Source organism: Corallococcus sp. AB032C (genome assembly GCF_003668935.1).
Lineage (GTDB): Bacteria > Myxococcota > Myxococcia > Myxococcales > Myxococcaceae > Corallococcus > Corallococcus exiguus.
The window spans coordinates 38451-64374 of record NZ_RAWP01000008.1 but is presented as its reverse complement, the minus strand read 5'-3'; the positions used below and the strand labels follow the sequence as shown (position 1 = coordinate 64374).

At 69.6% G+C, this 25924-nt stretch carries 24 protein-coding genes; 15 read left to right on the top strand and 9 right to left on the bottom strand.

The genetic code is table 11. From position 1 onward, the window contains the following. Window positions 1–6 precede the first annotated feature (6 nt). Window positions 7–240 carry a tautomerase family protein gene (locus D7X99_RS05030; protein ID WP_121776725.1) on the bottom strand — a complete coding sequence of 78 codons (234 nt, stop codon included), beginning with the start codon at window positions 238–240 and terminating at the stop codon, window positions 7–9. Between the two features lie 11 nt (window positions 241–251). Beyond that, on the bottom strand, window positions 252–1085 hold the full coding sequence (locus D7X99_RS05025; protein ID WP_233613092.1) for a carboxymuconolactone decarboxylase family protein: 834 nt from the start codon (window positions 1083–1085) through the stop codon (window positions 252–254). Window positions 1086–1353: 268 nt separating this feature from the next. Between D7X99_RS05025 and D7X99_RS05020 the strand changes: the two genes are divergently transcribed. Both D7X99_RS05020 and D7X99_RS05015 read left to right on the top strand, forming a co-directional pair. After that, window positions 1354–1617, top strand: a complete 264-nt coding sequence (locus D7X99_RS05020) for a hypothetical protein (protein WP_121776724.1) — start codon at window positions 1354–1356, stop codon at window positions 1615–1617. Between the two features lie 207 nt (window positions 1618–1824). After that, window positions 1825–3048 (top strand): DcaP family trimeric outer membrane transporter, encoded by a 1224-nt coding sequence (locus D7X99_RS05015; RefSeq protein ID WP_121776723.1) that lies wholly within the window; start codon window positions 1825–1827, stop codon window positions 3046–3048. 3 nt (window positions 3049–3051) lie between these two features. Here D7X99_RS05015 and glsA read toward each other — a convergent pair whose 3' ends face one another. Then, window positions 3052–4128 carry a glutaminase A gene (gene glsA / locus D7X99_RS05010; RefSeq protein WP_121776722.1) on the bottom strand — a complete coding sequence of 359 codons (1077 nt, stop codon included), beginning with the start codon at window positions 4126–4128 and terminating at the stop codon, window positions 3052–3054. A gap of 188 nt (window positions 4129–4316) precedes the next feature. Here glsA and D7X99_RS05005 point away from each other — a divergent pair, with 188 nt between their 5' ends. After that, a complete protein-coding gene (locus tag D7X99_RS05005; protein WP_121776721.1) occupies window positions 4317–5411 on the top strand; it encodes an amidohydrolase family protein in 1095 nt (364 codons plus the stop codon). A gap of 7 nt (window positions 5412–5418) precedes the next feature. After that, window positions 5419–6765 carry a hypothetical protein gene (locus tag D7X99_RS05000; protein WP_121776720.1) on the top strand — a complete coding sequence of 449 codons (1347 nt, stop codon included), beginning with the start codon at window positions 5419–5421 and terminating at the stop codon, window positions 6763–6765. 16 nt (window positions 6766–6781) lie between these two features. Here the strand turns inward: D7X99_RS05000 and D7X99_RS04995 are convergent, their stop codons facing one another. Next, the gene (locus D7X99_RS04995) at window positions 6782–7924 is read right to left on the bottom strand and encodes a hypothetical protein (RefSeq protein ID WP_121776719.1); all 1143 of its coding nucleotides are present in this window, start codon (window positions 7922–7924) and stop codon (window positions 6782–6784) included. Window positions 7925–8492: 568 nt separating this feature from the next. Between D7X99_RS04995 and D7X99_RS04990 the strand changes: the two genes are divergently transcribed. The 4 genes from D7X99_RS04990 to D7X99_RS04985 are packed head-to-tail and all read left to right on the top strand — an operon-like array spanning window position 8493 to window position 12197. Next, a complete protein-coding gene (locus D7X99_RS04990; RefSeq protein WP_121776718.1) occupies window positions 8493–9485 on the top strand; it encodes a hypothetical protein in 993 nt (330 codons plus the stop codon). Window positions 9486–9524: 39 nt separating this feature from the next. After that, a complete protein-coding gene (locus D7X99_RS44210) occupies window positions 9525–9647 on the top strand; it encodes a hypothetical protein (protein WP_255429218.1) in 123 nt (40 codons plus the stop codon). 17 nt (window positions 9648–9664) lie between these two features. Next, window positions 9665–9814 (top strand): hypothetical protein, encoded by a 150-nt coding sequence (locus D7X99_RS42670; RefSeq protein ID WP_158626927.1) that lies wholly within the window; start codon window positions 9665–9667, stop codon window positions 9812–9814. A gap of 52 nt (window positions 9815–9866) precedes the next feature. Continuing rightward, a complete protein-coding gene (locus D7X99_RS04985; RefSeq protein ID WP_199756320.1) occupies window positions 9867–12197 on the top strand; it encodes an arylsulfatase in 2331 nt (776 codons plus the stop codon). A 28-nt stretch (window positions 12198–12225) separates the two neighbouring features. Here the strand turns inward: D7X99_RS04985 and D7X99_RS04980 are convergent, their stop codons facing one another. The 4 genes from D7X99_RS04980 to D7X99_RS04965 all read right to left on the bottom strand — a co-directional run bounded on the left by D7X99_RS04980 (window position 12226) and on the right by D7X99_RS04965 (window position 17148). Continuing rightward, entirely contained in the window at window positions 12226–13023 is a 798-nt protein-coding gene (locus D7X99_RS04980; protein WP_121776717.1) for a DUF3014 domain-containing protein, read from the bottom strand. A 34-nt stretch (window positions 13024–13057) separates the two neighbouring features. After that, a complete protein-coding gene (locus D7X99_RS04975; protein WP_121776793.1) occupies window positions 13058–13582 on the bottom strand; it encodes an OmpA family protein in 525 nt (174 codons plus the stop codon). Between the two features lie 88 nt (window positions 13583–13670). Further along, window positions 13671–15044, bottom strand: coding sequence for a sigma-54 dependent transcriptional regulator (locus D7X99_RS04970; protein WP_121776716.1), 1374 nt, complete (start codon window positions 15042–15044; stop codon window positions 13671–13673). Further along, the gene (locus D7X99_RS04965) at window positions 15034–17148 is read right to left on the bottom strand and encodes an ATP-binding protein (protein WP_121776792.1); all 2115 of its coding nucleotides are present in this window, start codon (window positions 17146–17148) and stop codon (window positions 15034–15036) included. The genes D7X99_RS04970 and D7X99_RS04965 overlap by 11 nt, the downstream gene beginning before the upstream one ends. Window positions 17149–17332: 184 nt before the next feature. Between D7X99_RS04965 and D7X99_RS04960 the strand changes: the two genes are divergently transcribed. Continuing rightward, window positions 17333–17884, top strand: coding sequence for a glutathione peroxidase (locus tag D7X99_RS04960; RefSeq protein ID WP_120581150.1), 552 nt, complete (start codon window positions 17333–17335; stop codon window positions 17882–17884). 2 nt (window positions 17885–17886) lie between these two features. Here D7X99_RS04960 and D7X99_RS04955 read toward each other — a convergent pair whose 3' ends face one another. Beyond that, the gene (locus D7X99_RS04955; RefSeq protein ID WP_121776715.1) at window positions 17887–18588 is read right to left on the bottom strand and encodes an MBL fold metallo-hydrolase; all 702 of its coding nucleotides are present in this window, start codon (window positions 18586–18588) and stop codon (window positions 17887–17889) included. A 192-nt stretch (window positions 18589–18780) separates the two neighbouring features. Between D7X99_RS04955 and D7X99_RS04950 the strand changes: the two genes are divergently transcribed. From D7X99_RS04950 to D7X99_RS04925, 6 genes are read left to right on the top strand one after another with little or no spacing between them, the layout of a single operon-like run. Further along, entirely contained in the window at window positions 18781–20043 is a 1263-nt protein-coding gene (locus D7X99_RS04950; RefSeq protein ID WP_121776714.1) for an FAD/NAD(P)-binding oxidoreductase, read from the top strand. Next, a complete protein-coding gene (locus tag D7X99_RS04945) occupies window positions 20040–20738 on the top strand; it encodes a carbonic anhydrase (protein WP_233613091.1) in 699 nt (232 codons plus the stop codon). The genes D7X99_RS04950 and D7X99_RS04945 overlap by 4 nt, the downstream gene beginning before the upstream one ends. 32 nt (window positions 20739–20770) lie before the next feature. Then, the gene (locus D7X99_RS04940; protein WP_121776712.1) at window positions 20771–22495 is read left to right on the top strand and encodes a sigma 54-interacting transcriptional regulator; all 1725 of its coding nucleotides are present in this window, start codon (window positions 20771–20773) and stop codon (window positions 22493–22495) included. Window positions 22496–22527: 32 nt separating this feature from the next. Further along, entirely contained in the window at window positions 22528–23061 is a 534-nt protein-coding gene (locus D7X99_RS04935) for a latent transforming growth factor beta-binding protein (protein ID WP_120576390.1), read from the top strand. A gap of 52 nt (window positions 23062–23113) precedes the next feature. Further along, window positions 23114–25198 carry a serine/threonine-protein kinase gene (locus D7X99_RS04930; RefSeq protein WP_121776711.1) on the top strand — a complete coding sequence of 695 codons (2085 nt, stop codon included), beginning with the start codon at window positions 23114–23116 and terminating at the stop codon, window positions 25196–25198. After that, entirely contained in the window at window positions 25195–25920 is a 726-nt protein-coding gene (locus D7X99_RS04925; protein WP_121776710.1) for a hypothetical protein, read from the top strand. Before D7X99_RS04930 ends, D7X99_RS04925 begins: the two co-directional genes overlap by 4 nt. The last annotated feature ends 4 nt before the right edge of the window (window positions 25921–25924 follow it).

Here is a 25924-nt window from a genome sequence, read left to right as displayed (position 1 = left end):
CGCTGCCTACTTGAGCGGGTTGTAGCCGGGCTTCTTGTAGAGGCGGTCCCACTGGCCGGCGATCTCCGGCCGGTAGACCGTCTCCGCCCAGTCCGTCGGGGAGACCTCCTCGATGGCGACGGAGATGGCGCCCTCGGTGCTGCCGAGGGCCTCCATGACGTCCTTCACGATCCGCTCGGCGAGCTGGGTCTTCTGCTGCTCGGACTTGCCGGGGTAGAGCTTCACGGTGACGTGGGGCATGGGCCGATCCTCTACTTCTGGGACGGGTCCTTCGCGGGGGCGGGTGTCTTGAACGTCTCCTTCGCGACGTTCATCGCGGACAGGGCCTTGGGCCAGCCGCAGTAGAAGGCCAGGTGCGTGAGCGCCTCGACGAGCTCCGGCTCCGAGACGCCGTTCTCCCGGGCCTTCTTCAGGTGGAAGGGCAGCTGTTCGGTGTTGCCGCCCATGGTGAGCGCGGCGACGGTGACGAGGCTGCGGTCGCGGGGCGCGAGCTCCGTGCGCTCCCAGACGTCGCCAAACAGCACGTCATCCGTGAGCTGCACCATCTTGGGCGCGAAGTCGCCCAGCTGCTTCTTCAGTGCGGACGGTTCCTTCTTCATGGTCGTGGCTCCCTGGGGCGCGGATGCGCCCTTGGCGTATTGCTCGTTGCTGACCTTCTCCATCCAGGTGACGGCCTTGCCGTCGCTCTCCTCCTGGATGGCGATGTGGGTCATCCGGGTGGTCGCCGTGGCGCCGTGCCAGTGCTTGACGCCCGCGGGGATCCGCACGACGTCGCCCTCCCGGAACCCTTGGAGGGGGCCGTCCCAGCGCTGGATCCACCCGGTGCCGGCCGTGACGATGAGGGTCTGTCCCAGAGGATGGACATGCCACGCGGAGCGGGCGCCGGGCTCGAAGGTGACGGAGCCTCCGGTCGCACGCCCGGGCGCCCTCGCCCCGAAGAGCGCTTCCCGATGCACGGTGCCGGTGAAGTGCTCGGTCTCCGCCAGCCCCACGGGCCGCGAGCCGCCGCGCGAAATGGCGATCTCCTCCGGGCCTCCCTGGGCCGGTGCCGCCGCCACCGGAGCCCCGAAGAGGGGGAGGGCCACGGCAACGAGGACGCATGACAGGCGCAGCGGGTTGCACGGTCTCATGCCGGGATGGGTACGCCCATCTCCCGCGGGTGGCCAGGAGTCACAGCGTGAATGGGCTTTGAACCCAGGTTTGATAATGAGGGCGCCGTGAAGCTCTACCCCTGGGCTTCAATCCCAATGCAACGTGATGTTTCGTGCGACTGGTTTTTGGCTTGCTGGATTGCAAGGAGTTGCCGGTTTCCGATATTCAGACAGGCGCGGTATTCACCGAGAGGAACTCCCGATGCTGACGCGTATCGTGAAGAGTGCTTTCGTTGTGATGGGACTGTCCCTGGCGCTGGCCTGTGGTGGAACGGAGACGGCGGACGCCGAGCAGACGGAAGGCATCACTGCCGATGTCCAGGCGCCCACGACGGATGCGGTCTCGGATGATGTTTCCGCCCAGAACAAGCCGGGCTGCGGTGCCTGGAAGCAGCCGTGTTGCGAGTTGAAGTACTGCAACCAGGGCTACGAGTGCGATCCCTCGACCCTGAAGTGCCTGCTGTAAAGCCACACCAACCGCTGGCCACCTGCGTCCTGGTGGCCAGCGAGAAGTTTGGGCTGCTGATCATCCCGGAGGAAACCCCTCCGCCTTCCGCAACGGTCCCCACGTACGGCCCGGCTGTGAACGCGGCCCCATTCCTGCTGTCCGCGCGCACGGTTGAAGCGGCAGGCGCCTGCTTCCAGGTTCGAGCCTCCGGGGAAGGGGGCTCTCATGCGACTGGCACGGTGGGTGGTGGGAGGGCTGTGGGCGTCTTGCTTCTGCGCGCTCCCAGCCTTGGCTCAAGAAGAGGAGAAGCCCACCGGGCCGCAGCTGGAGGTCTTCGGCTTCGCGATGACCGACTCGGGCTACAACTTCGGGACCATCGACCAGGATTGGTTTGACGTCTTGCGGCCCACGAAGCTGCCCTCGTTCGACGGTGAGTTCGGCGGCGAGGGACGCGTGTTCTTCGGCGTCCGGCAGAGCCGGCTCGGTATCAAGAGCTTCCTGCCCACCAAACTGGGTGACCTGAAGGTCCACCTGGAGGCGGAGTTGTTCGGGGTTGGCAAAGAGGCGGGCCAGACGACGTTCCGGTTGAGACACGCTTTCGGCGAGCTCGGCCAGTTCGGCGCGGGTCAGACGTGGAGCGGGTTCATGGACCCGGACGTCTTCCCCAACTCCATCGAGTACTGGGGACCCAACGGCATGGTGTTCTTCCGCAACGCCCAGATCCGCTGGCGTCCGCTCCACGGGCCCGCGCACGAGTTGCACCTGTCCCTCGAAAGCCCGGGCGGCTCGGCGGACGTCGACAACTACTCCCAGCGCATCGAGTTGGAGGGCGTCACCTCGCGCTTCCCCGCGCCCGACGTCGTGGCTCACTACCGGTACAGCGGCCGCTTCGGTCACGTGCAACTGGCGGGCATCGTGCGTTACCTCCGGTGGGATGACCTGAACAACGACGCCATCGACCTGTCCGGGGACACCGTGGGGGCGGGCGTCGCCTTGAGCGCGAACCTGAAGTTCCCCTGGAAGAAGGCCGTGCTCCGGCTCCAGGTCGTCTATGGCAAAGCCATTGAGAACTACATGAACGACGCCGGGGTGGATGTCGCTGTCAAGCTGAACCCGGCCGGATCCGCGAAGCCGGTCGAGGGCGTGGGCCTGAAGATGTTGAGCACGGTCGCCTTCCTGGATTTGACCTGGAGCGAGCTGTTCACCAGCACGATTGGCCATTCGTTCGTCAACGTCGTGAACTCGAATGGCCAGGGCGACGCTGCGTTCAGCGCTGGCAATTACGCCCTGGCGAACGTGCTGGTCCATCCCACGGAGGACCTCTTCTTCGGTCCGGAGTTCTCCTGGGGACAACGCCGCAACTTCCGGGGCGGCTACATCTACGATGACTTCCGGCTGCAGTTCTCGATGCAGTACTCGTTCGACCACACGTTCAAGAAGGAGAAGTGACGCCTACCGCGGGGAGGGCCGGGCCGCGGGCCGCTTCGCGACGTGGAAGACGTTGCCGCCCAGGTCCTTCACGATGGACTCGATGGCCCGCTGCGAGCGCACGCTGTTGCCCGCTTCGTCCAGGGGAGGAGCGAACGCGGCCACCGCGTACTTGCCGGGCACCACCGCGACGATGCCGCCGCCCACGCCGCTCTTGGCGGGCACGCCCACGTCGTAGGCCCAGGTGCCGGAGTCCTCGTAGAGGCCGGCGGTCATCATCACCGCGAGCGTGTGCGCGGCGACGTCCGGACTCACCACCGCCTTGCCGGTGAGCGGATTGGTGCCGCCCGTGGCGAGCGTGGCGCCCATCGCGGCCAGGTCCTTCACGTTCACCGCCACCGAGCACTGCCGCGTGTAGACGTCGAGCGCCTCCGCCGGACTGCCGGGAATCACTTCATACGCCTTGAGCAGGTCCGCGATGGAGCGGTTGCGGGTGTTGGTCTCCGCCTCGGACTTGTAGATCTCCTGGTCCACGGAGAGGTTGCGCCCGGCGAACGCGCTGAGGGTGCGGCTGACGCTGTTCCAGCGCGCGTCCGCGTTGGCGGCCTTCAGGTTCCCCACCGTGGCGATGGCTCCCGCGTTCACCAGGGGATTGCCGGTGGGCGGCTCCTCCTGCTGCTTGTTCCGTTCAATCGCCTCGATGGAGTTGAAGGGGAGGCCGGTGGCGTTCACGCCCAGCTTGTCCTCCACCTTCTGGATTCCCATCTCCGACATCAGCTTCGCCGCCATGAAGGGCTTGGAGATGGATTGGATGGAGAACGTGTGGTCCGTGTCTCCAATGGAGTAGACCTTTCCGTCCACCGTGAGGATGGCGATGCCGAACAGCTTCGGGTCGACCTTGGCGAGCGCCGGGATGTAGTCGGCGTTCTTGCCTTCGGTGACTCCCTTGTTCGCTGAATAGGCCCGCTTCATGGCGGACTGGAACTCCGCGTCGGTGGGGAGCCCGGTCGCGGTCGCTTGTGCCGAAGCGCTCGTCGTGATCGTGATGGCGGCGATTGCCACCAGTAGAACGCTCCAGCGACCCTGGTTGCCTGCGAGCATGGGGGCTCCTCCCGTTGTGAATGCCCTTCACGGCGCAACCTAGTTCTCCATCGACGGTAGGACAGCCTTGGGGGAGGGGACTTCACGTGCGCCCCTCCGCCCGCCAGACATCGCTCATGCACCCGGGGGCAGCTCTCCCTGGAGGGATGGGCATGCATAGCGTGCGTCTCCCTGCCCGGAGGCCGGCGATGGCTCGACCGCCCAGATCGAAGACGCCGTGGTGTCCGTGGTTCGCGCTGGGCCTGCTCCTGGCCGCGGACGCCGTGGCTCAGACCCCCAAGCGGTCCTTCCTCTTCAATGACTCCCACGTGCACCTGACCAACTACGTCCAGGAAGGCTGCGACATCCGCCACCTGCTGCGCGTGATGGGGGACAAGGTCGGACGGGCCACGCTGTTCGGCATCCCCTTGCAGCAGCAGTGGTCCTACCGCGTGTCAGGGAACGCCGCGCCCACCTACTACCTGCAGACCGACGCGCCGCTCTACTACTACTCCTTCACGGATGCGTTCATCGCGAACGCATACCTGTCTTTGCCAAAGGAACAGCGCGCGCGCTTCGAGCCGATGATCACCGGCTTCAATCCGACGGACATGTACGCGGCGGATCACATCCGGCGGGTGCTCACGGTCTATCCCGGCGTGTTCAGCGGCGTTGGCGAGTTCACCATCCACAAGGAGTTCGTCTCCTCGAAGGTCGCGGGCGAGGTGGCCAGCCTGACCGACCCTGCCCTCGACCGAGTCCTGGACTTCGCCGGCGAGGTGGGCCTGGTGGTGCTCCTGCACAACGACCTGGACGCTCCCTTCGCGGAAGAGGGGTCGACGCCGGTCCATCTGGAGCAGATCAAGGCCCTGTTCAAGCGGCATCCGAAGACGACCATCATCTGGGCGCACGTCGGTGTCGGCCGGGTGGTGCGTCCGGTGGAGCATCACCTCGAGCTGATTGAGGCGCTCCTGGCGGACCCGGAGCTTCGACACGTGTCCATGGACATCTCCTGGTCCGAGGTCGCCAAGTACGCGGTGGCCACTCCGGAGAGCACCCGGAGGGTGGCGGAGATGATCAACCGGTATCCGGAGCGCTTCCTCTTCGGCACCGACGAGGTCTCGCCCGAGAACCAGTCCAAGTACCTGCGCGTCTACGCGCAGTACGCGCCCATGCTGGAGCTGCTGACCCCGGAGGCCCGCGCGAAGCTGCTCCAGGGCAACTTCGCGCGGCTCTTCGACGCGGCCCGGCTGAAGGTCCGCGCGTGGGAGCGCTCTCAACGAACCCCCGCTGCCTCTCCCTGAGCGCGCCATGTCCCCGCACTTCCGTCGACGCTGTCTCGCGACCCTGCTGGTGCTGCTCGCGGGTGCGCTGGCGCTCATTCCCTTGCGCGCCCGGGCCCAGGATGATGCCGCGGTCACTCCACCGGCGGACACGACCCCCGTGGATGACCAGGACCTGGATCCCGCGGAGAACACCGTCGCTGGCGAGTTCACGCCGGCCCGGGGCTTTCAACTGCTGAAGACCGACTGGGGCAGCCTGAACATCAGCCTCTACGGGCTGGTGCGCTATGTGAATCAACTGCCGGGGGAACAGACCTTCATCGACCATCTGGGACGCGAGCACGAGGTCAAGACCCGCAACGACATCAACTGGCACCGCACGATGATCTGGTTCTCGGGCTTCGCGCTGCATCCGCGCCTGAGCTACACGGTGACCGTCTGGTCGCTGCCCACCACGCAGCAGACGCTGGCCTTCGGCAACCTGCAGTTCAAGTTCAACAAGGCCCTCACGCTGGGCGCCGGAATCGGCCCCACGCTCACCTCGCGGTCGATGCAGGGCTCCCATCCGTTCTGGGCTTCCAGCGACCGGCAGATGGGTGAGGAGTTCTTTCGCGGCGGGTTCTCCTCCGCGGTGTGGCTGAAGGGCGAGCCCCTCTCGCGGTTCTTCTACACGGTCTCCGTGAACACGAACCTGAGCCAGCTGGGCATCACCGCCAGCAATGACTCGCGCGACCTGGCCTACAGCGCTTCCATTTCGTGGATGCCCACCACCGGCGAGTATGGCCTGCGGGGTGGCCTGGCGGACTTCGAGGAGCACCCGCGGGTGGCGACGCGCTTCGGAATCTCCGCCGCGCATGCGCGGGAAGACCGGGCGAACCAGCTGGGCTCGCCTCCCAACGAGACGCAGATCCGCCTCTCCGATGGGCTGTTGGCCTTCGAGGAGGGCGCGCTCGCGGATGGCGTGACGGTCCAGAAGCTCAACTACCAGGTGCTGGCGTTCGACGTCGGGGCGAAGTACCGCGGCTTCACGTTCCAGGGGGAGTACTTCTTCCGCCGCCTGTCGGACTTCCTGACCACCGGGCCGGTGCCGCAGGACTCCATCTTCGACCAGGGCTTCTTCGTCCAGGCCATGTACATGGTCGTCCCGAAATACGTGGGCGTGTACTCCACGGGCTCCCTGGTGTTCGACGATTTCGACCGTAAACCCTGGGAGCTGTCGGGTGGCGTCAGCGTGTTCCCCATGGCCGCGCGCAGCTGGCGGTTGAACCTGCACTTCATCTACGTCCAGCGCAGCCCCACCGGGTCCAGCTTCGGCTTCTACACCGCCGGACAGACGGGTCCGACGATCTCCGTGGGGACCGACATCCTGCTCTGAGGACGGTGCCGCGGCGTCAGAGCACGCTCTTGCCGAGCTCCAGCAACACCTCGATGAAGCGCCGGTCGGCGAGGAGCAGGGGCACCATGGGCGCCATGGCCGCGGCGACGACGGCCAGCGCGGCGCGGATGTCCACCGGGAACCAGCGCATGCCGCGCGCCGTGGTGAAGGACGTATTCAGGTCTGTTTGTGAGGAGAACTCGGGCGCGCCCAGCGGGTCCAGCCCCTCGGGTAGCTCGCGGTGGAACCACCGCTGCTCGAAACGCCGCGAGTGCCAGGCCGCCACGCCCGAGTAGGCATGGTCCCCCCTTCGCTTCGCTAGCAGGAGCTGACGGAAGAAGAACATCAGAGGCGAGAAGACGACGGCAAGGCAGATGATCGCGAAGGCGGACAGGTGAATGGCGTAGCCGGTGAAGTTCGCGGTGGAGGTGTGCGCCAGACGCTGCGCGGTGAGCGTGGAGGCCAACGCGAGGACGATGACCGAGAAGCTGGCCTGGCATGTGCCCAGGAAGCCCAGGCCGCCCGCCGCGTCCGGATGGGTGGGCACGAGAGCGAGCGGCAGCCTGGAGACCTTGAACAGGAACGTCGCCCACAGGACCCCCCGCCACAGCCAGCGCAGGAGCACGAACCGGATGATCGGCATGCTCACCGCGAGGTACCACCACCCGGCCAGGGTGAGCGGGCCCCCGGGCTCCGCATGGAGCCAGTCCGGACGGTTCGGCAGGTAGGGCACGTGTATGAAGGACGGGGCGAAGGAGGCGACCAGCAACCCGGCCTCGATGACGCCGCTTCGCCGCCCCCGCATCACGTCGCGAGCAATGGACTCGTAGCGGGGCAGGTGCTGCGCATCAATCAGCTCCGAGATGACGAAATGGCGCACGGCCGTCGCGAGACGCATGTCGATGTATCCATCGGCCGCGATGAGCAGCGGTAGGGACACCAGGAACTCGACATGGGTCGCCATGTTGCGCAGGAAGGCGCGTGCCATCGGCCCGCCCTCCAGGAGCGACAGGGCGAGGAGCGGCAGCCAGGTCACCAGCATCAGGCCGAGGATGCGCACGGGCTGCGAAATCCGGTCGAGACGGGCGAAGCGGTGCCGCCGGTCGAGCGAGGTTTCCTGGACCAGCGAGAAGTCGAGCAGCGAGGCGGGGACGTCCATGGCAATCCCAAAGCTGTGCCGTGGGTGCGGCTCCTGCCAGTCGGCGAAGCAACCAGACCGTGCGAAGGCATGTCACCCGCCGCGCTGACGCGGGCGTGCAGCCGTTCATGGGTTTCAGTCCTGGCCAGGCAGCATCAGCGCAGGGGCTGAAGGCGGCCGTAGGTGTGAGCGAACGCCACATCCACTCCGCGGGACCGAAGATGAGCGTCGGTGCGCAGCCCGTCCACGTGCAGGCCTGGATCTGGCGCTGGTCCAGTTGGAGGAATAGACGCGGTCTCTTCCCAGCAGCCAGGGGTGATACACGCTGCCCTGGCTCGTATTGCGCCGCCAGGAGTCCGCCCAGCGCAGGTCGTCCCGCAGCTGCGTCCGGCCGTAGGCGGCCACCACGGCGCGGTTGCGCACGGCCAGCTCGGTGACGCTCGAATTCCATAGGTCCGCGCGCCGCAACACCGCAGCGTCGCGTTGACCACGTCGTTGGTGGACACCTTCGTGCCGGCGGCCACGCGTCGGACCCTGGACTGTTCATCCCCAGGCCGCGGGTGCACCGTTGACGTGGAGGGGAACGGCCATGTTGAAAGCCCTGGGGGGCTTCGCGCTGTCCCACGTCGTCGTCTTGTTCATGTTTCACGCCGGGCTGGCACAAGGGGCCGGCGGCCTCTCGCGGATCTTCCAGCGTCCGGCGCTGTATGGGCGGGCGCTGGCGGTGGCGCTGGTCGCCGTTCCACTCGTCGCCTACGCCCTGGTCGCGCTGTTCCGTCTCCCGCCCGTGGCGGCGGGCTCGCTCGTCCTCCTGTCCATCTGCCCCGGTGCTCCCCTCCAGGTGAAGCAGGCGCAAGCGCTGCGGGCGAGCGTCACCACCTCGCTCAACCTGGTGCTGCTGCTGGCGCTCTGCTCGCTCGTCAGCGTCCCCCTCTGGGTCGCCGCGCTCGATGGACTGAGAGGGTTTCACCTTCAGGCGAGTCCCTCCGGGGTGCTCGGGCTCGTGCTCGTGAAGCTCGTCCCGCCGCTGGTGGCTGGCATGGCTGTGCGCGCCCTGCTTCCCCACGCGGCGGAGGTGCTGGCCGTCTGGGTGCACCGGCTGTTCAGCGTGCTCCTGCTGGTGACCGCGGGGCTCGTCCTCTTCCTGGCTGCTCCCCGGTTGAAGGACCTGGGGATGTCCTCGGCCCTGGCGCTGGCGGGAACGGTGTCCGCCGCGGCCTTCCTGGGACACTGGGCAGGCAGGCCCAAGCCCGAGGACCGCAGGGCGGTGGCGCTGGCCGCCGCGCTGGGCAACCCGGGGCTCGCGATGAGCCTCGTCGTCCATTCCTATCCGGGCGTCCAGGTGATGGAGGCGGCGGCGGTGGTGGGCCTCTTCGTCCTCGTCCGGGCGCTCGCCCTCGTCCCCTACAAGTCCTGGTCGAGGCGGCAGGGCCGGAAGGGGCGCGCAGGAAGGCTGCTTCGCGTGGGCATCCACCCCAGGTGGCGCGTCACGCATGGAAGCCGGGGGACCGCCCCCTTCGCCTTGCTTGCCCTCCGGCGCCCGGTCTTGCACCGGCGCTCCGCGTCCTCAGTTTCACAGTGATGGGGGCCGTCGCCCGCTGACAGCAGGAGGTGGGAGTCCATGGGAATGCGTAGGAGCAGCTGGCCCCGGCTTGATGACGCGGCGTTCGCGTTCGTCCCGGCGAAGGACTCCCACCGCATCGACTTCGAGGGCGCGAAGGCCCGGCCGCGCCAGCCGGACTGAGCCAGGAGTCATTTCCCATGCGCACGGCACGAGGCGTTTCGCTGCTGGCCCCCTCGTGCGACACGATCGTCTCCCACAACGTCACGTACCAGAACCGCGGCAGCACCTGGTACCAGCCCCGCTATTCCGGAACCGACGTGACCTACGTCGCGGTCGACCCGCCGTGACGCGAGCGGCCTGAATGCCCCCACCCCCCACCCCTCACAGGAGCGCCTCGCGATGGCCCGACACGAGAAGAAGGACGACACACGCCCCGGCGGCGCGAAGGTGGCCCCGGCGGCGGACATGCAGCCCGGAAAGCCATCCATCCTGTTGCCGCCCCGGGGTGCTCCGAACGTCGTCATCGTGCTGCTGGATGATGTGGGCTTCGGCGCTTCCAGTACCTTCGGTGGCCCCATTCCCATGCCCACCCTGGAGGCGCTGGCCAGACAGGGATTGCGGTACAACCAGTTCCACACCACGGCGATGTGCTCGCCCAGCCGCGCCGCGCTGCTGACGGGCCGCAACCACCACAGCGCTCACATGGGGGCGCTCACGGAGATCGCCACGGGCCTGCCTGGCTATGACAGCGCCATCCCCAAGAGCGTGGCCACCACCGCGGAGGTGCTGCGACAGGGCGGCTACAACACCGCCTGGTTCGGCAAGGGGCACTGCACGCCGATGTGGGAGGTCAGCGCCGCGGGCCCGTTCGACCGCTGGCCCACGGGGCTCGGGTTCGAGAGGTTCTATGGCTTCCTTGGCGGAGAGACGTCGCAGTGGGAGCCGGCCCTCTATGATCAGACCACGCCGGTCGCGCCCTACCGGGGCCGCGAGGGCTATCACCTGACGGAGGACCTGGCCGACCAGTGCATCGGGTGGATCCGCAACCAGAAGACAGCGGCGCCGGACAAGCCGTTCTACGTCTATTTCGCGCCCGGCGCGGGCCACAATCCCCACCACGTGGCGAGGGAGTGGATTGACCGGTTCAAGGGCCAGTTCGACCAGGGCTGGGACGCGCTCCGCGAGGAGACCTGGCGGCGGCAGCTGGCGCTGGGCGTCATCCCTCCCGACACGAAGCTGACGCCGCGCCCGGAGCAGATTCCCTCCTGGGCGGAGTACCCGGACCGGTACAAGCCGGTGGCTTCGCGGTTGATGGAGGTCTACGCCGCGTTCCTGGCCCACGCGGACGCGCAGATTGGCCGGGTCGTCGATGCCATCCAGGACCTGGGCGCCTGGGACAACACGCTCTTCGTCTACATCGTGGGGGACAACGGCGCGAGCGCGGAGGGCACCCCGCACGGCGCCTGGAGCTCCCCGTCGTACCAGAACGGCATCCCCGAGGATCCGGAATGGCTGCTCGAGCACATGGAGGACTTCGGCTCTCCCCGGTGTGAGAACCACTACAACGTGGGCTGGGCCTGGGGGCTGGACTCGCCCTTCCAGTGGATGAAGCAGGTCGCGAGCCACCTGGGAGGCACCCGCAACGGGCTGGTGGTGTCCTGGCCCCGGCACATCCAGGACGCGGGCGGCCTGCGCTCGCAGTTCCATCACCTCATCGACATCGGGCCCACCGTGCTGGAGGCGGCGGGCATCCCGGCGCCCGAGGAGGTCAACGGCGTGCGGCAGAAGCCCCTCGAGGGCGTCAGCATGCTCTACACCTTCAGCCAGAAGGACGCCCCGAGCACCCATGTGACGCAGTACTTCGAGATCCTGGGCAACCGGGCCCTCTACCACGACGGGTGGATGGCGTCGTGCTTCCACGGACGGCTGCCCTGGGTGCGCATCCAATCCCTGCCCTTCGGGCCCCAGGAGCGGTGGGAGCTGTATGACATTGCCCACGACTTCAGCCAGGGCGAGGACCTGTCGGCGAGGTACCCCGAAAAGCTCGCGCACCTGCAGGCCCTCTTCGACCAGGAGGCGCGCAAGTACGACGTCTATCCACTCAACGACGAGACCATGCAGCGAGCGCTGCCTGGCAACCGGCCCAGCCTGCTCGAAGGCCGGACGACGGTGACCTATTACCGGGACAACGTCCGAATGCCGGAGCTGGCCACGGTGAACGTGAAGAACACGTCGTTCGACCTCACCGCCGAGTTGCGGATTCCCGAGGGCGTGGCGGAGGGAGTCATCGTCAGCCAGGGAGGAAACATGGCGGGCTGGTCACTCTCCGTCCACGACGGGAAGCCCGTCTATTTCTACAACTGGATGGGGCATGAGTCGTACGCCGTCGAGTGCGCGGACGCGCTGCCACCCGGAGACGTCACGTTGAAGCTGACTTTCGACTACGACGGCGGTGGGCTGGGCCGGGGCGGGACCGCGCGGTTGTGGGTCAATGGCCGCATCGCGGGCCAGGGGCGAATCGAGAAGACGGTTCCCTTCCTCTTCTCCGTGAGCGGAGAGACGTTCGACGTGGGCGATGACACGGGGGCCGCGGTGGGACCCTACGCGCACGGGGTGCCCTTCACGGGCACCATCAAGAAGGTCCAGATCACGCTGCGCTCCGAACCCGACGCCAGCGCGAAGCAGGCCATGCGCGCGGGGCACATGGACGCCGCGCTGAAGTCCCAGTAGTCGCGGGGGCCCCTCGGGGGATCATGGCTCACGGCACGCGGGCCTGCTGCGCCGACGGCAGGCCCAGGGCGGCGGCCAGTTCGGTGAGCTTCGCCTGCACCTTGCGCATGTTCTCCGGGCCCATGCGCAGCAGGTGCTTCTCCGCCGCGCCCAGCGCTTCCAGGTCCGGATCCGCGTAGACGTAGAGCGCGCCCTTCGTCATGAGCTCTGGAGGCGTCTTGGGCACGGAGACGCGGGTGAGACGGCCGATGGCCTGCGACAGGGTCGCATCCAGGCTCCGGCCCGGCGGGGCCAGCTCCGCGTGGGCGGCGTCCAGCAGCGGCTTGAGCTCCTGATACACCTGTCCCGCCTTCTTCGCGTCCAGCGAGGTGATGACGCGGGCCACGCCGTCGTAACGGGTATGGCTTTCCGGCGCCGTCACCGTGTGGCCATGACGCTTTGTCACGCGGAAGGTCCCGGCGGGCGCCATGAAGGACAGCGGCATGCGCGGGCTCTGGCCTTCGGCGACCAGGTTCACGGACGCGGCGAAGCGGCGGGACAGGTCCTCGGAGGACAGCCAGCGCGCGTAGTCCGTGTCGCTGGAGAGTCCCTTCAACAGTTCCCTCACGCGCGAGTCGGTGCCGGAGAGCTGCACCGCCGGGGGCGGAGGTGGCGCCGGGGGCGTGGGCTCGGCGATTGTCGGCGTGGGGGCGGGCGTCGGCTCCGGCGTGCGCAGGAAGAAGTAGCTCGAACCGCCCAGGAGCGCCACGACGGCGGCGATACCCAGGGGCCAGCGCAGGGAACGAATGACAGACGGCGGGAGGGGGGCGTTTTCGCTGGAGCTCATGTGAGTGGGGTCGCGGTGAGGGTTCGAAAAAGGCTTACAGCTCGCCGGCGCGGGCCTGTTCGGCCAGGCGGAAGGAGAACTCCGCGCGGCGATTCTTCTCCGGGGCGTTCGCGTCCGCGGGCCGCTCTTCTCCGTAGGAGATGACGGAGATGCGCCCGGGCTCGACGCCCAGGTTCACCAGGTAGGCGCGCACGCTGGCGGCCCGGCGCTGACCCAGCGCGATGTTGTATTCCGTCGTGCCCAGCTCGCAGGTGTGACCCGCCACCGTCACCTTCGCGAGGCTTCGCTGACGCAGGGCCTGGGCGATGCGCGACAGCTCGTCGGTGGCCTCCGACGGGAGCATGGAGGAGTCGAGCGGGAAGTAGATGGGCGCGGCGTTGAGCGCCGCGAGCGCCTGCTCCGCGTCGTCGGGCGTGGGCCGCGCCGCGTTGCCACGGTCGCTGGCGGTGGGGGCCGGCGCGTGGGTCGCCGCGTCGGCGGTGCTCGTGTTGGCCGCGCGCCTCGCGCAACCGGTGAGGCCAATCACTGACAGTAGGAGGACCAGGTGGGTTCGGTTCATGCCCTGATACATGAGCAAGGGCTGTGCCGCGGTCCTTCCGCCTGGAGTCTCGCGCTCGGTGGCGCGATGACTCGCAAAGCGCGTCGTTCTAGCGTTGCGAAACGCCGCTGTCGGTCTTCTCCCTGCGGTGGATGGTGGAGACATCAATCCCCAACAGCTCCGCCGCGCGCGTCTTGTTGCCTCCACAGCGGGCAACCACCCACGCGATGTATTCACCCTCCAGCTGTCTCAGCGGCACCACCTGTCCGTGGGCCGCGGCCAGCGGGTGGACCTCCGGAGCGGCCTCCGAGGTGTGCAGGCGCAGCTGGGCCAGGTCCACGGTGGGCTGCGCTCCCAGGACGACCAGGCGCTCCACCAGGTTCTCCATCTCCCGCACGTTTCCGGGCCAGGGCATGCGCGAGAGCGTGGCCACGACCTCCGGGGCCAGGGCGGTGACGGAGGAGCGCGGATTGCGGGCGCGGGCCTGCGCCACGAAGTGCTCCGCGAGGTTCGGGATGTCCTCCGTGCGCTCGCGCAGCGGCGGCACCCGGAGCGAGACGACGTTGAGCCGGTAGTAGAGGTCCGCCCGGAAGCGGCCTTCCTTCACCCGCGCGTCCAGGTCCTGATGCGTGGCGGCCAGGATGCGCACGTCCACCCGGCGCGAGCCATCCGCGCCCACGGCGCGCACCTCGCCGTCCTGAAGGACGCGCAGCAGCTTCGCCTGGAGCTCCGGGGGCATGTCCCCGATCTCGTCGAGGAAGAGCGTGCCTCCGTCCGCCTCCACGAAGAGGCCCCGGCGCGTGGTGGTGGCGCCGCTGAAGGCGCCCTTGATGTGGCCGAACAGCTCGCTCTCCAGCAGGGCGTGGGGCAGGGCGGTGCAGTTGACCGCCACGAAGGGGGCCTGGCTCCGGTGGCCTTCGGAGTGGAGCGCCCTGGCGACCAGCTCCTTGCCGCTGCCGCTCTCGCCACGGATGAGCACCGGCGCCTCCGAGGCCGCCACGCGGTCGATGAGCTCGTAGAGCGTCCGCATGGGCACGCTGTGTCCCAGGAGCGAGCCCAGGCCGCCGCGCAGGGCCACCTGGCGCTTGAGGTCGCGGTGCTCGGTCCTCAGGCGCCGGGACTCCAGCGCGCGCCCGACGTGGAGCAGCACCTCGTCCAGGCGGAAGGGCTTGGTGAGGTAGTGGTAGGCGCCGCGCTTCATCGCCTCCACGGCGCTCTCCACCGCGCCGAAGGCCGTCATGAGGAGCACCGGGAGCTCCGGGTCGTGCCGGCGCGCCGCCGCGAGCACGTCCAGCCCGTCCACCTCTTCCATGCGCAGGTCGCACAGGACGACGTCGTAGACGCGGGCCCTCAGCTGGGCGATGGCGTCCGCCCCGCCCGTGGACAGGTCCACGCGGTAGCCCGCGTCCGTGAGGGGCTCCTTCAACATCTGTCCCATCTCCTCGTGGTCATCCACCACGAGGATGCGCGCACTAGACGGCATGCCGTTCCTCCCAGCCAGGCGCGGCGGCCACCGGCCACCGCAGCGTGAAGACGGTGCCTCGGCCGGGCTCGCTTTCGACCCCCACCTGGCCACCGTGGTTGCGGACGATCTGCGCCACCACGCTGAGGCCCAGGCCCGTGCCCTGGCCTCGCTTCTTGGTGGTGAAGAAGGGGTCGAACACCTGGTGCAGGTGCTCCGGCGCGATGCCCCGGCCATCGTCCTGGACGCGGATCTCCACCGCCGGGGTGTCTCCCGCCATGCACGTCGTGGCGCTCAGCCTCACGTGGCCTCCGGGGCTGCACGCGTCACAGGCGTTGAGGGCGAGGTTGAGGAGCACCTGCTGGAGTTGATCCGCGTCCGCCGCGAGGCTGGGCAGCCGCTCGGGCACGTCCAGCTCGAAGTGGACGTGCCGCCTTTCGGCCTCCACGTCGAGCAGCTCCTGGAGGCCCCGCACGAGCGGCGCCAGGGGGACGACGCCGGCCCGCGCGGGTTGCAGGCGCGACAGGTCCAGGAGCTGGCGGATGATGCGGCTCACCCGGTCGATCTGCGTGACGATGGCGTTGAGGCCCCGGCCCTGCGGGTGCTCCACGCCGCCCACCTTCTGGAGCATGTATTCGGCGTGGCCCCGGATGATGCCCAGCGGCGTGCCGATTTCATGGGCCACGCCCGCGGCGAGCACGCCCACCGTGGCCAGCTTCTCCGCGCGCAGGAGCTGGTCCTCCAGCATGCGCACGTTGCTCAGGTCCTCCAGCACCAGCAGCGTGCTCGCCTCTCCGTCGCCGTGCTCCAGCGGGACGGCGTGGACGTTGAACTGGTCCTTCTCGTTGAAGAGGCTGAGCGGTTCGCCGTGCAGGCTGCGCACGGCGCCCTTGTCCCGAGCGGCCAGCACCAGCGCCGTCAGCCGCTGCACCGCGGCCGTGGGCGCGGTGGGGAAGGCCTCCGGGAGGGTGCTCCCCACGGCGGTGGTTGGCAGGCGCGCGCGCAAGGCCTGGTTCACGGCGCTGATGCGGCCTTCGCGGTCCAGGGCCAGGATGCCCGTGGGGATGTGGTCGAGGATCTTCTGCGTCTTCTCATGCAGGTGCGCGAACTTCGCGGCGTGGCGAAGGCTCTCCTGGAGCGCCACCTCCCGGCGGTTGGCGAGCACCACGTAGATCCCGAACGCGACCAGGAACACCGCCACGAGGAGCGCGGCCAACGACAGGCGCAGCACCAGGGTGCGCTCGTGGGCGCGCAGGGCGCTGGTGGAGGAGAGCGTGGCCACGGACCAGGAGGCCTCGCCTCGCATGCGCAGGGGACGGAACGTGGCCACCGCGTCCGCGGACCCCAGGCCCAGGCGCGAGGCCTCCGCCTCGTTGATCCGCAGCGACCCGGACGCTCCCGCGCGCATCCGCGCCACCAGGGTGCGCAAGCCCGGCACGAGCTTCCCCTCGGGTTCACCCAGCCGCCGGTGCCAGGACGCGAGCGACGGGTCGCTCATGGGCGCGGGCGTGCCGTGGGCGCCCAGGAGGAGCAGGCGCGTGTTCTCCTCCACCGTCACCATGCGCAGCGGCGCGAAGATGGGTTCGGTGTCCACGAGGATGGCGACGACGCCTCCGCCCCCGGGCGTGTCCGAGTCGATGCGGATGGCGAAGACGCGCATCCACCCGGAGGACGCGCCTTCGATGGGGGGCGAGGGGATGACGTGCCCCACCGGGGCCGTGAGCGCCTGCCGCGCGGTGTCCGCGAGCGCCGGAGGGTGGACGGCCTCCCTCGGCAGGTGGCGCGACTTGTGGTCGACCAGGAAGAGCCGCTCCTCGCCGTCCGGACCCAGCACGGCGATGGCCCGGTACTGGCCCACGGACTCCAACAGGGCACGCAGCTCGTTGTGATGGTCTCCGGCGGACCCGGGTTGGGCGAGCAGCTCGCTCGCGAAGCGCAGGTTGTCCCCCAGGTCCTCCAGCGACCGGGCGACGCCACTGGCGGCCTCTTCCAGTTGGGCCTGCCGGTCGCGCCCGAACTGCTCCACGAGCGCCTGCCGGTCGCGCTGGATGAACCACACGGCTCCGCCCGCCACGCTGGCCAGGGCAACGAGCAGGAGGACGAGGGGGGCGAGGAGGCGGTGCATGGAGTGCGAGGGAGTCCACACAACGCAAGGCTCGGGCCAGCCGTTCCCTCCAGGGGCCGGCGCCTTGCATCGCGCCGCGACCGCCGCAAATCACCACACCGGGGCTGGCACTTTGCCGGACCTGCCCGGGGCCACCCCCTGGCGGGCCTGGGCTAGAGTGGCCGCCCCCTCAGAAGGAGTGAAAATGAGCCAGAACCTCTACGACATCCCCCTCAAAGGCATCGACGGCGCTCCCCGGACGCTCGGTCAGCACAAGGGCAAGGTCCTGCTGGTGGTGAACGTCGCCTCCAAGTGTGGCCTGACGCCCCAGTACGAAAGCCTGCAGAAGCTCTACGCGAGCCGGCAGGGGCAGGGCCTGGAGGTGCTGGGCTTCCCCGCGAACAACTTCAATGGGCAGGAGCCGGGCAGCGAGGCGGAGATCCAGCAGTTCTGCACCTTGAAGTACGACGTGACCTTCCCGCTGTACTCGAAGATCTCCGTGGTGGGGAAGGACAAGCACCCGCTCTACCACGCGCTGACGGGAGCCATCCCGGATGCCACGGGCGACGGGCCCATGCGCGCGAACCTCAAGGGCTACGGCATCAAAGCCAACCCGAAGCCGGAGGTGCAGTGGAACTTCGAGAAGTTCCTCATCGGCCGGGATGGCCGCGTCGTGGGCCGCTTCGCTCCGGATGTGACGGCGGAGGATCCGCGCCTGGTCCAGGCCATTGACGCGGCGCTGGCGAAGCCGGCCTGAGGTCAGGCTTCTGGCGCCGGACCCTGAGTCCGTCCGCAGGCGTGGTTGGCCGGGACGGCCAGGTCGATCTTCTTGGGGTGGGGCAGGTGGAGGTTGTTCATCACCTCGATGAACTCCTCGCGGCTCCTGCCCGCGACCCGCGGGTTGTGGCGCTTCTCCTCGCCGATGCTCGTCACCGTGTTCCCGTGGTAGTCGTGCGCGGGGTAGACGAGCGTCGCGTCCGGGAGCTGGAAGAGGACGCGGGTGATGGAGTCGTAGAGCTGGCTCGCGCTCCCGTTCTGGAAGTCGGTGCGGCCGTTGCCCCGCACCATCAGGGCGTCCCCGGTGAACACGCGGTCGCCCAGCAGGTAGCTCACGCTGTCGTCCGTGTGGCCCGGCGTGGCGAGCACCTGGAAGGTGCACTGTCCGACGTGCACCGTATCTCCGTGCCGCACCTGGATGTCGGCGCACCGGGCCCCGCCTGTCCCGGCCACCACCTGGCACTGCGTGCGCTCCCGCAGCGTGCCGGACGCGGTGAAGTGGTCCGCGTGCACGTGGGTGTCGAAGACGTGGGAGAGGACGAGCCCCAGCTCGCTGACGAGCCGCAGGTCGCGGTCCACCTGCTCCAGCACCGGATCGATGAGCACGGCCTGACGCGTGGCCTCGTCACCGATGAGGTACGTGTAGGTCGAGGACTCGGAGTCGAAGAGCTGGCGGAAGAGCATGTCGGAATCTCCGTTGCACGGGGGCCGCCGGCGGAGCGGGGGATTCAGCGCATCGCACGGAGTGTCCGCCGGAACGCGGGCTCCGAGAAAGGGACGTCCTTCGATATTTGATGTGGTCTCGCCAACGCGCACTCGCCTCGCAGGGCAGCTGGCGCGGTGGGGTTGTCGTGGGCAGGCTCGCGGCGTGCTCTCATGACCGCTCACTTGTCCGCGCGCCTCGAGGCGTCCCCATCCCTCAAGCCTTCGTCCGTCTCCGAGCACCATCGGGTGCTGATCATCGGCGGCGGCACCGCGGGCATCACGGTCGCGGCGCGGCTGCGGCGCAAGGGCGTGCGCGGTGTCGCCGTGGTCGAACCCTCGGCGCAGCACTTCTACCAGCCGCTGTGGACGCTGGTGGGCGCGGGCGCCGCGGACATCGCGAGCACCGTGCGGCCGGAGGCGGACTACATCCCGGAGGGGACGCGGTGGATCCAGGACCGGGCGGAGGAGGTGGACCCCGTCCGTCAGCAGGTGCTCACGCGCGGAGGCGCGCGGCTGACCTATGACTTCCTGGTGGTCGCTCCGGGAATCCAGCTGGACTGGGACCAGGTGCGCGGCCTGCGCGAGGCGCTGAAGACGCCGTTCGTGTCCAGCAACTACGACTTCCGGCTCGCGCCGAAGACGTGGGAGATGGTGCGGGCGTTCCAGGGCGGCACGGCGCTGTTCACCCATCCGGCCACGCCGGTGAAGTGCGCGGGGGCGCCGCAGAAGATCATGTACCTGGTGGCGGACCACCTGCGCCGGAGCGGGCTCGCGGGGAAGTCGCGGGTCGTGTTCGGCTCGGGGGGCAAGGTGCTCTTCGCGGTGCAGCCCTTCGCGCGGGTGCTGGAGGGCGTCGTGGAGCGCTACGGCATCGAGACGCACTTCGGCCACGACCTGGTGGAGGTGCGCGCGCACACGCGGGAGGCGCTCTTCGCGGTGACGCGCGACGGACGCCGGGAGGTGGTGACGGTGGGGTATGACCTGCTGCACGTCACGCCGCCGCAGAGCGCGCCGGACTTCATCAAGCGCAGCGCGCTGGCGCATCCGGACGGGCCGAACGCGGGCTGGGTCAAGGCGCACAAGCACACGCTCCAGCACCCCGACCACCCGAACGTCTTCGCCATTGGAGACGCGAGCGACCTGCCCACGTCGCGCACGGGCGCCGCTGTCCGGGCGGAGGCGCCCGTGCTCGTGGAGAACCTGGTGGCCGTGATGGAGGGGCGGGAGCCCACCGCGCGATACGACGGCTATGCGTCCTGCCCGCTGGTGACGGGCTATGGGCGGATGCTGCTCGCCGAGTTCGACTACGAGGGCCGGCCCGCGCCGAGCCTGCCGTTCATCAACACCTTCGTGGAGCGCCGCGACCTGTGGCTGCTCAAGAAGTACGGACTGCCGCGCCTGTACTGGGACTGGATGCTTCGTGGCCGCGCGTGAACACTGGAGGAAGTGACCGCTCGACGGTGGGGCCTGCTCGTGCGACCGTCCTGGACGTGACGCCCTACGACAAGATCTTCGAGAACAACAAGCTCTGGGCGGAGGAACAGCTCCGCACGGATCCGGACTACTTCACCAAGCTGTCGAAGTCGCAGCAGCCGGACTTCCTCTACATCGGCTGTTCGGACAGCCGCGTGCCCGCCAACCAGATCATGGGGCTGGCGCCGGGTGACGTGTTCGTGCACCGCAACGTCGCGAACCTGGTCAACAACGTCGACCTGAACGTGATGTCGGTCATCAACTACGCCGTCCGGCAGCTGGACGTGAAGCACATCATCGTCTGCGGCCACTACGGTTGCGGCGGCGTGCGTGCGGCGATGCAGCCCAAGGACCTGGGCATCCTCAACCCCTGGCTGCGCAACATCCGCGACGTGTACCGGTTCCACAAGCAGGAGCTGGACGGCATCGCGGACGAGACGAAGCGCTATGAGCGGCTGGTGGAGCTCAACGTCCTGGAGCAGAGCATCAACATCATCAAGACGGCCGCCGTGCAGAAGTCCTACCTGGCGCGGGGCTTCCCCGTCGTGCACTCGTGGGTGTTCGACCTGCGCAACGGCATCCTCCAGGACCTGAAGCTGGACTTCGTCCAGACGCTCCACAGCATCCAGGAGGTCTACGACCTCACGAAGGAGTGAGCGGCGGGGGCCGTCCTGGACTCGTTCACCGCATGCGCTTCTTCCTGACTCTCCAGGACGGCCGTTCCTTCGCGCTGGAGAAGCCGGTGGTGTCCGTGGGCTCCGAGCCCGCGTGCGACGTCGTCCTCTCCGCACCGGGGGTGAAGGGCAGCCATGCGCTGCTGTTCCGCGATGCTCGTGGGTGGACGGTGTCCGCCGCGGGGCCGGATTGTGACGTCCGGGTTCGTGGCAGGCGCGTGGAGCTGGCGCCGCTGGAGCCGGGGGAGGCCTTCAGCGTTGGCAAGGCTTCGCTCACGCTGACGGCTTCGGAAGGTCCGGTTCGTCTTGAGGCTCCCGCGACGTCCTCGCGCCTGTTGGGCGTGCTGACGGACTTCGCTTCGCGGCTGCTCGTGCAGCGGCCTGCGTCGGAGCTGCTGGAGGCCGCGCTGCGGGGCATCGCGGACGTGACTGCCGCGGACGTGGGGGTCCTCGTTTCGGTGGAGGGCAACCGGCGGCAGGTGCTGGGGGCCACCGGATCCGTGCCGTCTTCCGTCGTGGTGGACAGTCTGGTGGATCAAGTCGTGGGCTCAGGGGCTCCGGTGCTGGTGCCGGACATCGCGGCGGATGCGGCGCTCGCGGGGGCTCCCAGTGTCCTGGCGTTGCGGTTGACGTCCGCCCTCGTGCTGCCACTTCGCGCGGGCTCCGCGCCCCTGTGCGCGGTGTATCTGGGGCGGCGCCTGGGCAGCCCTCCGTTCTCGACCCGCGACCTGGAGGAGGCCATGGCGCTGTCGTCGCTCGCGGCGCTGCTGCTGGCCACGTCGCGGGAGCTGACGGAGCTGCGCGCCCAGGTGGACAGCCTCACGCAGCGCATCGCCGCGGCCACGTTCGAAGGGCTCATCGGTGAGTCCCCGGTCATGCGGAACCTCTACCGGCAGGTGGAACGCCTGGGGCCCACGTCCCTGCACGTGCTCATCCAGGGGGAGACGGGCACGGGGAAGGAGGAGGTGGCCCGCGCGCTTCACCGGCGGAGCGGCCGGCGCGGACGGCTGGTGGCCATCAACTGCGCGGCGCTTCCGGAGTCCCTCATCGAGCGTGAGCTGTTCGGCCACGTTCGCGGGGCGTTCTCCGGCGCGACCTCCGACCGCGCGGGGCTGGTGGAGGCGGCGGATGGGGGCACGCTGTTCCTGGATGAGATTGGAGACATGCCGCTGCCGCTCCAGTCGCGCCTGCTGCGCGTCGTCCAGGAGCACGAGGTGACGCGGCTGGGCGAGCAGCGTCCCCGCAGGGTCGACATGCGGGTCGTCGCCGCCACGCATCAGCCGTTGAAGGCGCTCGTCGCGCGGGGGGCCTTCCGGGAGGACCTCCTCTTCCGGCTGGACGAGGTGCGCCTGGAGGTGCCCGCGCTGCGGGAGCGCGGTGAGGACGTGCTGCTCATCGCGCACCATGTCCTGAAGCAGGAGGGGGCGCGTGCGCGGGGCTTCACGCAGAAGGCGGCGGAGGCCCTGCGTGGTCATCCCTTCCCGGGCAACGTTCGCGAGCTCGTGTCTCGCGTGCGGCGCGCGGCCATCCTGGCGTCGGGGGAGCTCATCGGCGTCGAGGACCTGGACCTGGCCGCGGACACGGCGCCGCTGGTGTCCCTGGATGAAGCGCGCGATGCCTTCGTGCTGCGCTATGTGCGCGAGGCCATTGCCCGCAGCGGAGGCAGCAAGAAGGAGGCGGCCCGGGCCCTGGGCATCGGTGTGCGCTCCGTGTTCCGATACCTGGGGGAAGAGGAGTGAGGACGGCTCCCCTATCCTCGCAGCTGATCACCATGCGCTTCCCGCTCTCGGTCCTGCTGCTGGTCCTGCTCGTGGCCCCGGGGTGTCCGCTCGACATCCAGGTGCGTGAGGAGTTGGACGCCGGCTGCTTGGGAGACGCCTGCGTGCGCTCCTGCGCCGCGGACCGGGAGTGTCCCGAGGGGCAGCGCTGCTCCGACGTCTACAGGGAATGCGAATCGGGCCCCCGCCTCACCGAGCCCTGCTCCGACCCCCTGGCCTGTTCGACGTTCGCGTACTGCGTGAAGGGACGCTGTACACGCGATTGTGACCCGGGCTGCCCCACGGGCTACCAATGCTCACCGGCTCCGGAGTCCCTGTGCGTCGAGACCTGCGAGGGCCTGCCCCCCGAGCACCTGGGCGACTCCTGCGGGACCTCCATGGACTGCGCCCGCTGCGGCTTCTGCGCGGACCTGGGACGTGGGAAGACGTGTCACCAACCCTGCCGGTCGGATGCGGAGTGTCCCGGGGGACAGGCAGGCACGTGCGTGCAGCTCCCCGGCTCCACCTTGCGCGTGTGCCAGCAGTGAGGGCGCCCGGGGGTTTGATCGCGCGGATCCCGCTTCCTAGACTGCGCGCGCGATGACGGGCGAACTGTTGGCCGGCCGCTACCAGTTGGAGCAGGAGTTGGGGCGGGGCGGGATGGCGACGGTCTTCCTCGCCCTCGACCTCAGGCTGTCCCGCCGCGTGGCCGTGAAGGTGCTGCACCCGGGCCTGGACGCCCGCTTCACCGAGCGCTTCCGCCAGGAGGCGGAGGTGGTGGCCTCGCTCCAGCACCCCAATGTCCTGGCGGTGCATGACTTTGGCCAGGACGCCGTGCGCGGCCCGTTCCTCGTCTGTGAATGGGTGCAAGGCGAGAACCTGCGCGAACTGGCGCGGCGCCTGGCTCCATTGCCGCCGGAGGCCGTCGCGCTGCTGGGCTGGGAGCTGGCCCGCGCGCTGGTCGCGGCGCATGCGCGCGGCGTGGTGCACCGGGACGTCAAGCCGGAGAACGTGCTCGTGGCGCGTGGAGGGCCGCTGAAGCTCGCGGACTTCGGCATCGCCGCGCTGGCGGATCAGGCCCGGCTGACGAGCACTGGCGCCGTCATCGGCTCGCTGCCGTACATGGCGCCGGAGCGCATGGATACCGGGGCGTGGTCCCCGGCGTCGGACGTCTACGCGGTGGGCGTCGTGTTGTTCGAGCTGTGCACCGGTTCGACGCCCCATGCAGGGGAGGGCAGTGCCCGGCTGGCGGTCTCGGTGATGACCCGCGATGCGCCGCCGTTGGTGGAGGCCGCGCCGGGCACGCCCGCGCCCCTGTCGGCGCTGGTCGCGCGGTGTCTTGCCCGGGATGCGCGTGACAGGCCCGGGGAGGGTGGGGCGCTGGCCCATGCGCTGGAGGCGGTGCTGCGGCCGTGGGTCGGGGCTCCCGCCGAAGCGTCGCGTGCCTTCTTCCAGGCTCCGGAGTCCTGCGTGGCCCGCTGGCGCGAGGACCGGTTCCAGCGGCTGTTGGGCGAAGGCCGTGCGCTGCTCGCCGCGGGGCAGGGCGCCCGGGCTGCCCGGTGTCTCAACGCCGCGTTGGCGCTCCGGCCCGGAGCCCCCGAGGTGCTGGCGCTCCTGCGCTCGCGGCCCATGAGGAAGGGGCTCGCCCGGAGCGCGTGGGAGGCGCTCCCGCGCTCGTGGGCGGAGCACAAGCGGGCGTTCCTGGCGGCCCTGGTGCTCGCGGCGGTGTCGGGCGGGTTGGGGCCATGGACATGGCGCGCGGGTGGCGCCAGGAGTCCGGCGGTGGCCACGGGGCAGGCGTCCGCGCCCGCGACGGATTCGGATGCAACGGTGCAGACCGCCGTGCCAGTTGCTCCTGCTGCGGGCTCGCCTGCCACGTCGGAGGACCTTGCCGCGCTCGCTCCCGGTGACGACTCCACTGCGACAAATGCCGTCTCCGCCGCGCTCGCGTCCGGTGACGACGCCACTGCGACAATGGCCGCCTCGGCCTCGGCACCGCCCGGCGCTGGCCTGCCCGCCACAAGCGAGGCCTCCGCCCCGTCCGTGGCCGTCGCCCGCCTTGATTCAGCGCAAAGACCTTCGCGTCCCTTGCCTCAGGCGGCGGCCGGGACGCCGGTCCGGGGCGCGCGTCCGGAGGCTCCGGGCAGGTCGCCTCGGGCAGCGCCAGCGCCGCTGGCCCGCCCCGCCCAGGACTCTCTGCAACGGCCCGTGTCTCCGGAGCCCCCCGGCGACGAGCTGCCCGTCCGTGTACCGGAGGCCCGGGACTTCGCGACGCTCACGGTGGCGACACGCCCCTGGGCCGAGGTGTTCGTGGACGGCCAGAGCCGGGGCTACACCCCTCGGCTGCGCGAGCTGCGGCTGTCTCCCGGCACGCACCGGCTCCGCTTCGCCAACCCCCTGTGCGAGCCCGTCGAGGAAGTGCTCGAAGTGGCTGCCGGCGCAACCGTCTCGCGTGAAGTCTCCCTCCGGGTGCGCGACGCGGAGGTCACCCTCGTCGCGCCCGCGGCGTCCCGCGTCTTCGTCGACGGCGTGGAGGTGGGCGAGGCCCCGCTGCGCGACCCATTGAAGCTCTCGCACGGGGCACACCTCCTGTCCGTCCGCGACCCGGGAGGCCACGTGCTGAGGCAATCGCTCGACGCGGTGGCGGGGACCCACACCACGGTCGTGCTGGGGGCCGCTCCATGAAGACCGCCATCGTCGCCCTGCTGCTCGCGGCGTCCTCTCCGCTGGGCCCCGCTCGCGAGGCCTATCAGTCCGGCGACCTGCCCCGCGCCCGGACCGCGCTGGAGGCCCTGCTCCAGCCCCCTCGGCTCTCCCATCCCCGGGAGGAGGCGGAAGCCCACCTGCTGCTCGCGGCGACGCTCCACGCCCAGGAGGACCTGCCCCGCGCGGAGCACGAGGCCGTGGAGGGGCTCGCGCTCGACCCCGACGCGAAGCTGGACCCCCTGGTGTATCCGCCGGACTTCATCGCCTTCATCGAACGGGTGCGCGCGCAGCGCCATGACCGCATCGCCTTGCGCGCCGCCCGGCTCCGCCCGCCCGTGCTCCTGCCCGGGAACACGGCCTCCACCGCCGCTCCCGTGCTGGTCGAATCCCGCGCGGCCTCGCGAGGCTGGTACCTGGTGCCGTTCGGCGTGGGCCACCTCGTGCACGGCCAGCGCTCCAAGGGCACCGCGCTCGCGGTAGGGCAGGGCACGACGTTCGCCGTGTCCGCGGTCTCCCTGGGCGTGGCCCTGTCCCTGCGCGGCCCGGACGGCCGCTACTCGGCCCAGGACGCACCCACGGCCCGGGCCTTCAACGTCTCCTATCTCGTGGGGGCCTACGCCTTCGCGGCGCTCTACGCCTACGGCGTGCTGGACGGCCTGCTGTCCTCGCCCCCGCCACCTCACGGAAACGGGCCTGGGTGAGCGC

What these genes read in the sequence shown, in the direction of transcription:
- D7X99_RS05030 (WP_121776725.1), bottom strand. Translation starts at nt 240, where the DNA reads ATGCCCCACGTCACCGTGAAGCTCTACCCCGGCAAGTCCGAGCAGCAG.
- D7X99_RS05020 (WP_121776724.1), top strand. Translation starts at nt 1,354, where the DNA reads ATGCTGACGCGTATCGTGAAGAGTGCTTTCGTTGTGATGGGACTGTCC.
- D7X99_RS05015 (WP_121776723.1), top strand. Translation starts at nt 1,825, where the DNA reads ATGCGACTGGCACGGTGGGTGGTGGGAGGGCTGTGGGCGTCTTGCTTC.
- glsA (WP_121776722.1), bottom strand. Translation starts at nt 4,128, where the DNA reads ATGCTCGCAGGCAACCAGGGTCGCTGGAGCGTTCTACTGGTGGCAATC.
- D7X99_RS05005 (WP_121776721.1), top strand. Translation starts at nt 4,317, where the DNA reads ATGGCTCGACCGCCCAGATCGAAGACGCCGTGGTGTCCGTGGTTCGCG.
- D7X99_RS05000 (WP_121776720.1), top strand. Translation starts at nt 5,419, where the DNA reads ATGTCCCCGCACTTCCGTCGACGCTGTCTCGCGACCCTGCTGGTGCTG.
- D7X99_RS04995 (WP_121776719.1), bottom strand. Translation starts at nt 7,924, where the DNA reads ATGGACGTCCCCGCCTCGCTGCTCGACTTCTCGCTGGTCCAGGAAACC.
- D7X99_RS04990 (WP_121776718.1), top strand. Translation starts at nt 8,493, where the DNA reads ATGTTGAAAGCCCTGGGGGGCTTCGCGCTGTCCCACGTCGTCGTCTTG.
- D7X99_RS44210 (WP_255429218.1), top strand. Translation starts at nt 9,525, where the DNA reads ATGGGAATGCGTAGGAGCAGCTGGCCCCGGCTTGATGACGCGGCGTTC.
- D7X99_RS42670 (WP_158626927.1), top strand. Translation starts at nt 9,665, where the DNA reads ATGCGCACGGCACGAGGCGTTTCGCTGCTGGCCCCCTCGTGCGACACG.
- D7X99_RS04985 (WP_199756320.1), top strand. Translation starts at nt 9,867, where the DNA reads ATGGCCCGACACGAGAAGAAGGACGACACACGCCCCGGCGGCGCGAAG.
- D7X99_RS04980 (WP_121776717.1), bottom strand. Translation starts at nt 13,023, where the DNA reads ATGAGCTCCAGCGAAAACGCCCCCCTCCCGCCGTCTGTCATTCGTTCC.
- D7X99_RS04975 (WP_121776793.1), bottom strand. Translation starts at nt 13,582, where the DNA reads ATGAACCGAACCCACCTGGTCCTCCTACTGTCAGTGATTGGCCTCACC.
- D7X99_RS04970 (WP_121776716.1), bottom strand. Translation starts at nt 15,044, where the DNA reads ATGCCGTCTAGTGCGCGCATCCTCGTGGTGGATGACCACGAGGAGATG.
- D7X99_RS04965 (WP_121776792.1), bottom strand. Translation starts at nt 17,148, where the DNA reads ATGCACCGCCTCCTCGCCCCCCTCGTCCTCCTGCTCGTTGCCCTGGCC.
- D7X99_RS04960 (WP_120581150.1), top strand. Translation starts at nt 17,333, where the DNA reads ATGAGCCAGAACCTCTACGACATCCCCCTCAAAGGCATCGACGGCGCT.
- D7X99_RS04955 (WP_121776715.1), bottom strand. Translation starts at nt 18,588, where the DNA reads ATGCTCTTCCGCCAGCTCTTCGACTCCGAGTCCTCGACCTACACGTAC.
- D7X99_RS04950 (WP_121776714.1), top strand. Translation starts at nt 18,781, where the DNA reads ATGACCGCTCACTTGTCCGCGCGCCTCGAGGCGTCCCCATCCCTCAAG.
- D7X99_RS04940 (WP_121776712.1), top strand. Translation starts at nt 20,771, where the DNA reads ATGCGCTTCTTCCTGACTCTCCAGGACGGCCGTTCCTTCGCGCTGGAG.
- D7X99_RS04935 (WP_120576390.1), top strand. Translation starts at nt 22,528, where the DNA reads ATGCGCTTCCCGCTCTCGGTCCTGCTGCTGGTCCTGCTCGTGGCCCCG.
- D7X99_RS04930 (WP_121776711.1), top strand. Translation starts at nt 23,114, where the DNA reads ATGACGGGCGAACTGTTGGCCGGCCGCTACCAGTTGGAGCAGGAGTTG.
- D7X99_RS04925 (WP_121776710.1), top strand. Translation starts at nt 25,195, where the DNA reads ATGAAGACCGCCATCGTCGCCCTGCTGCTCGCGGCGTCCTCTCCGCTG.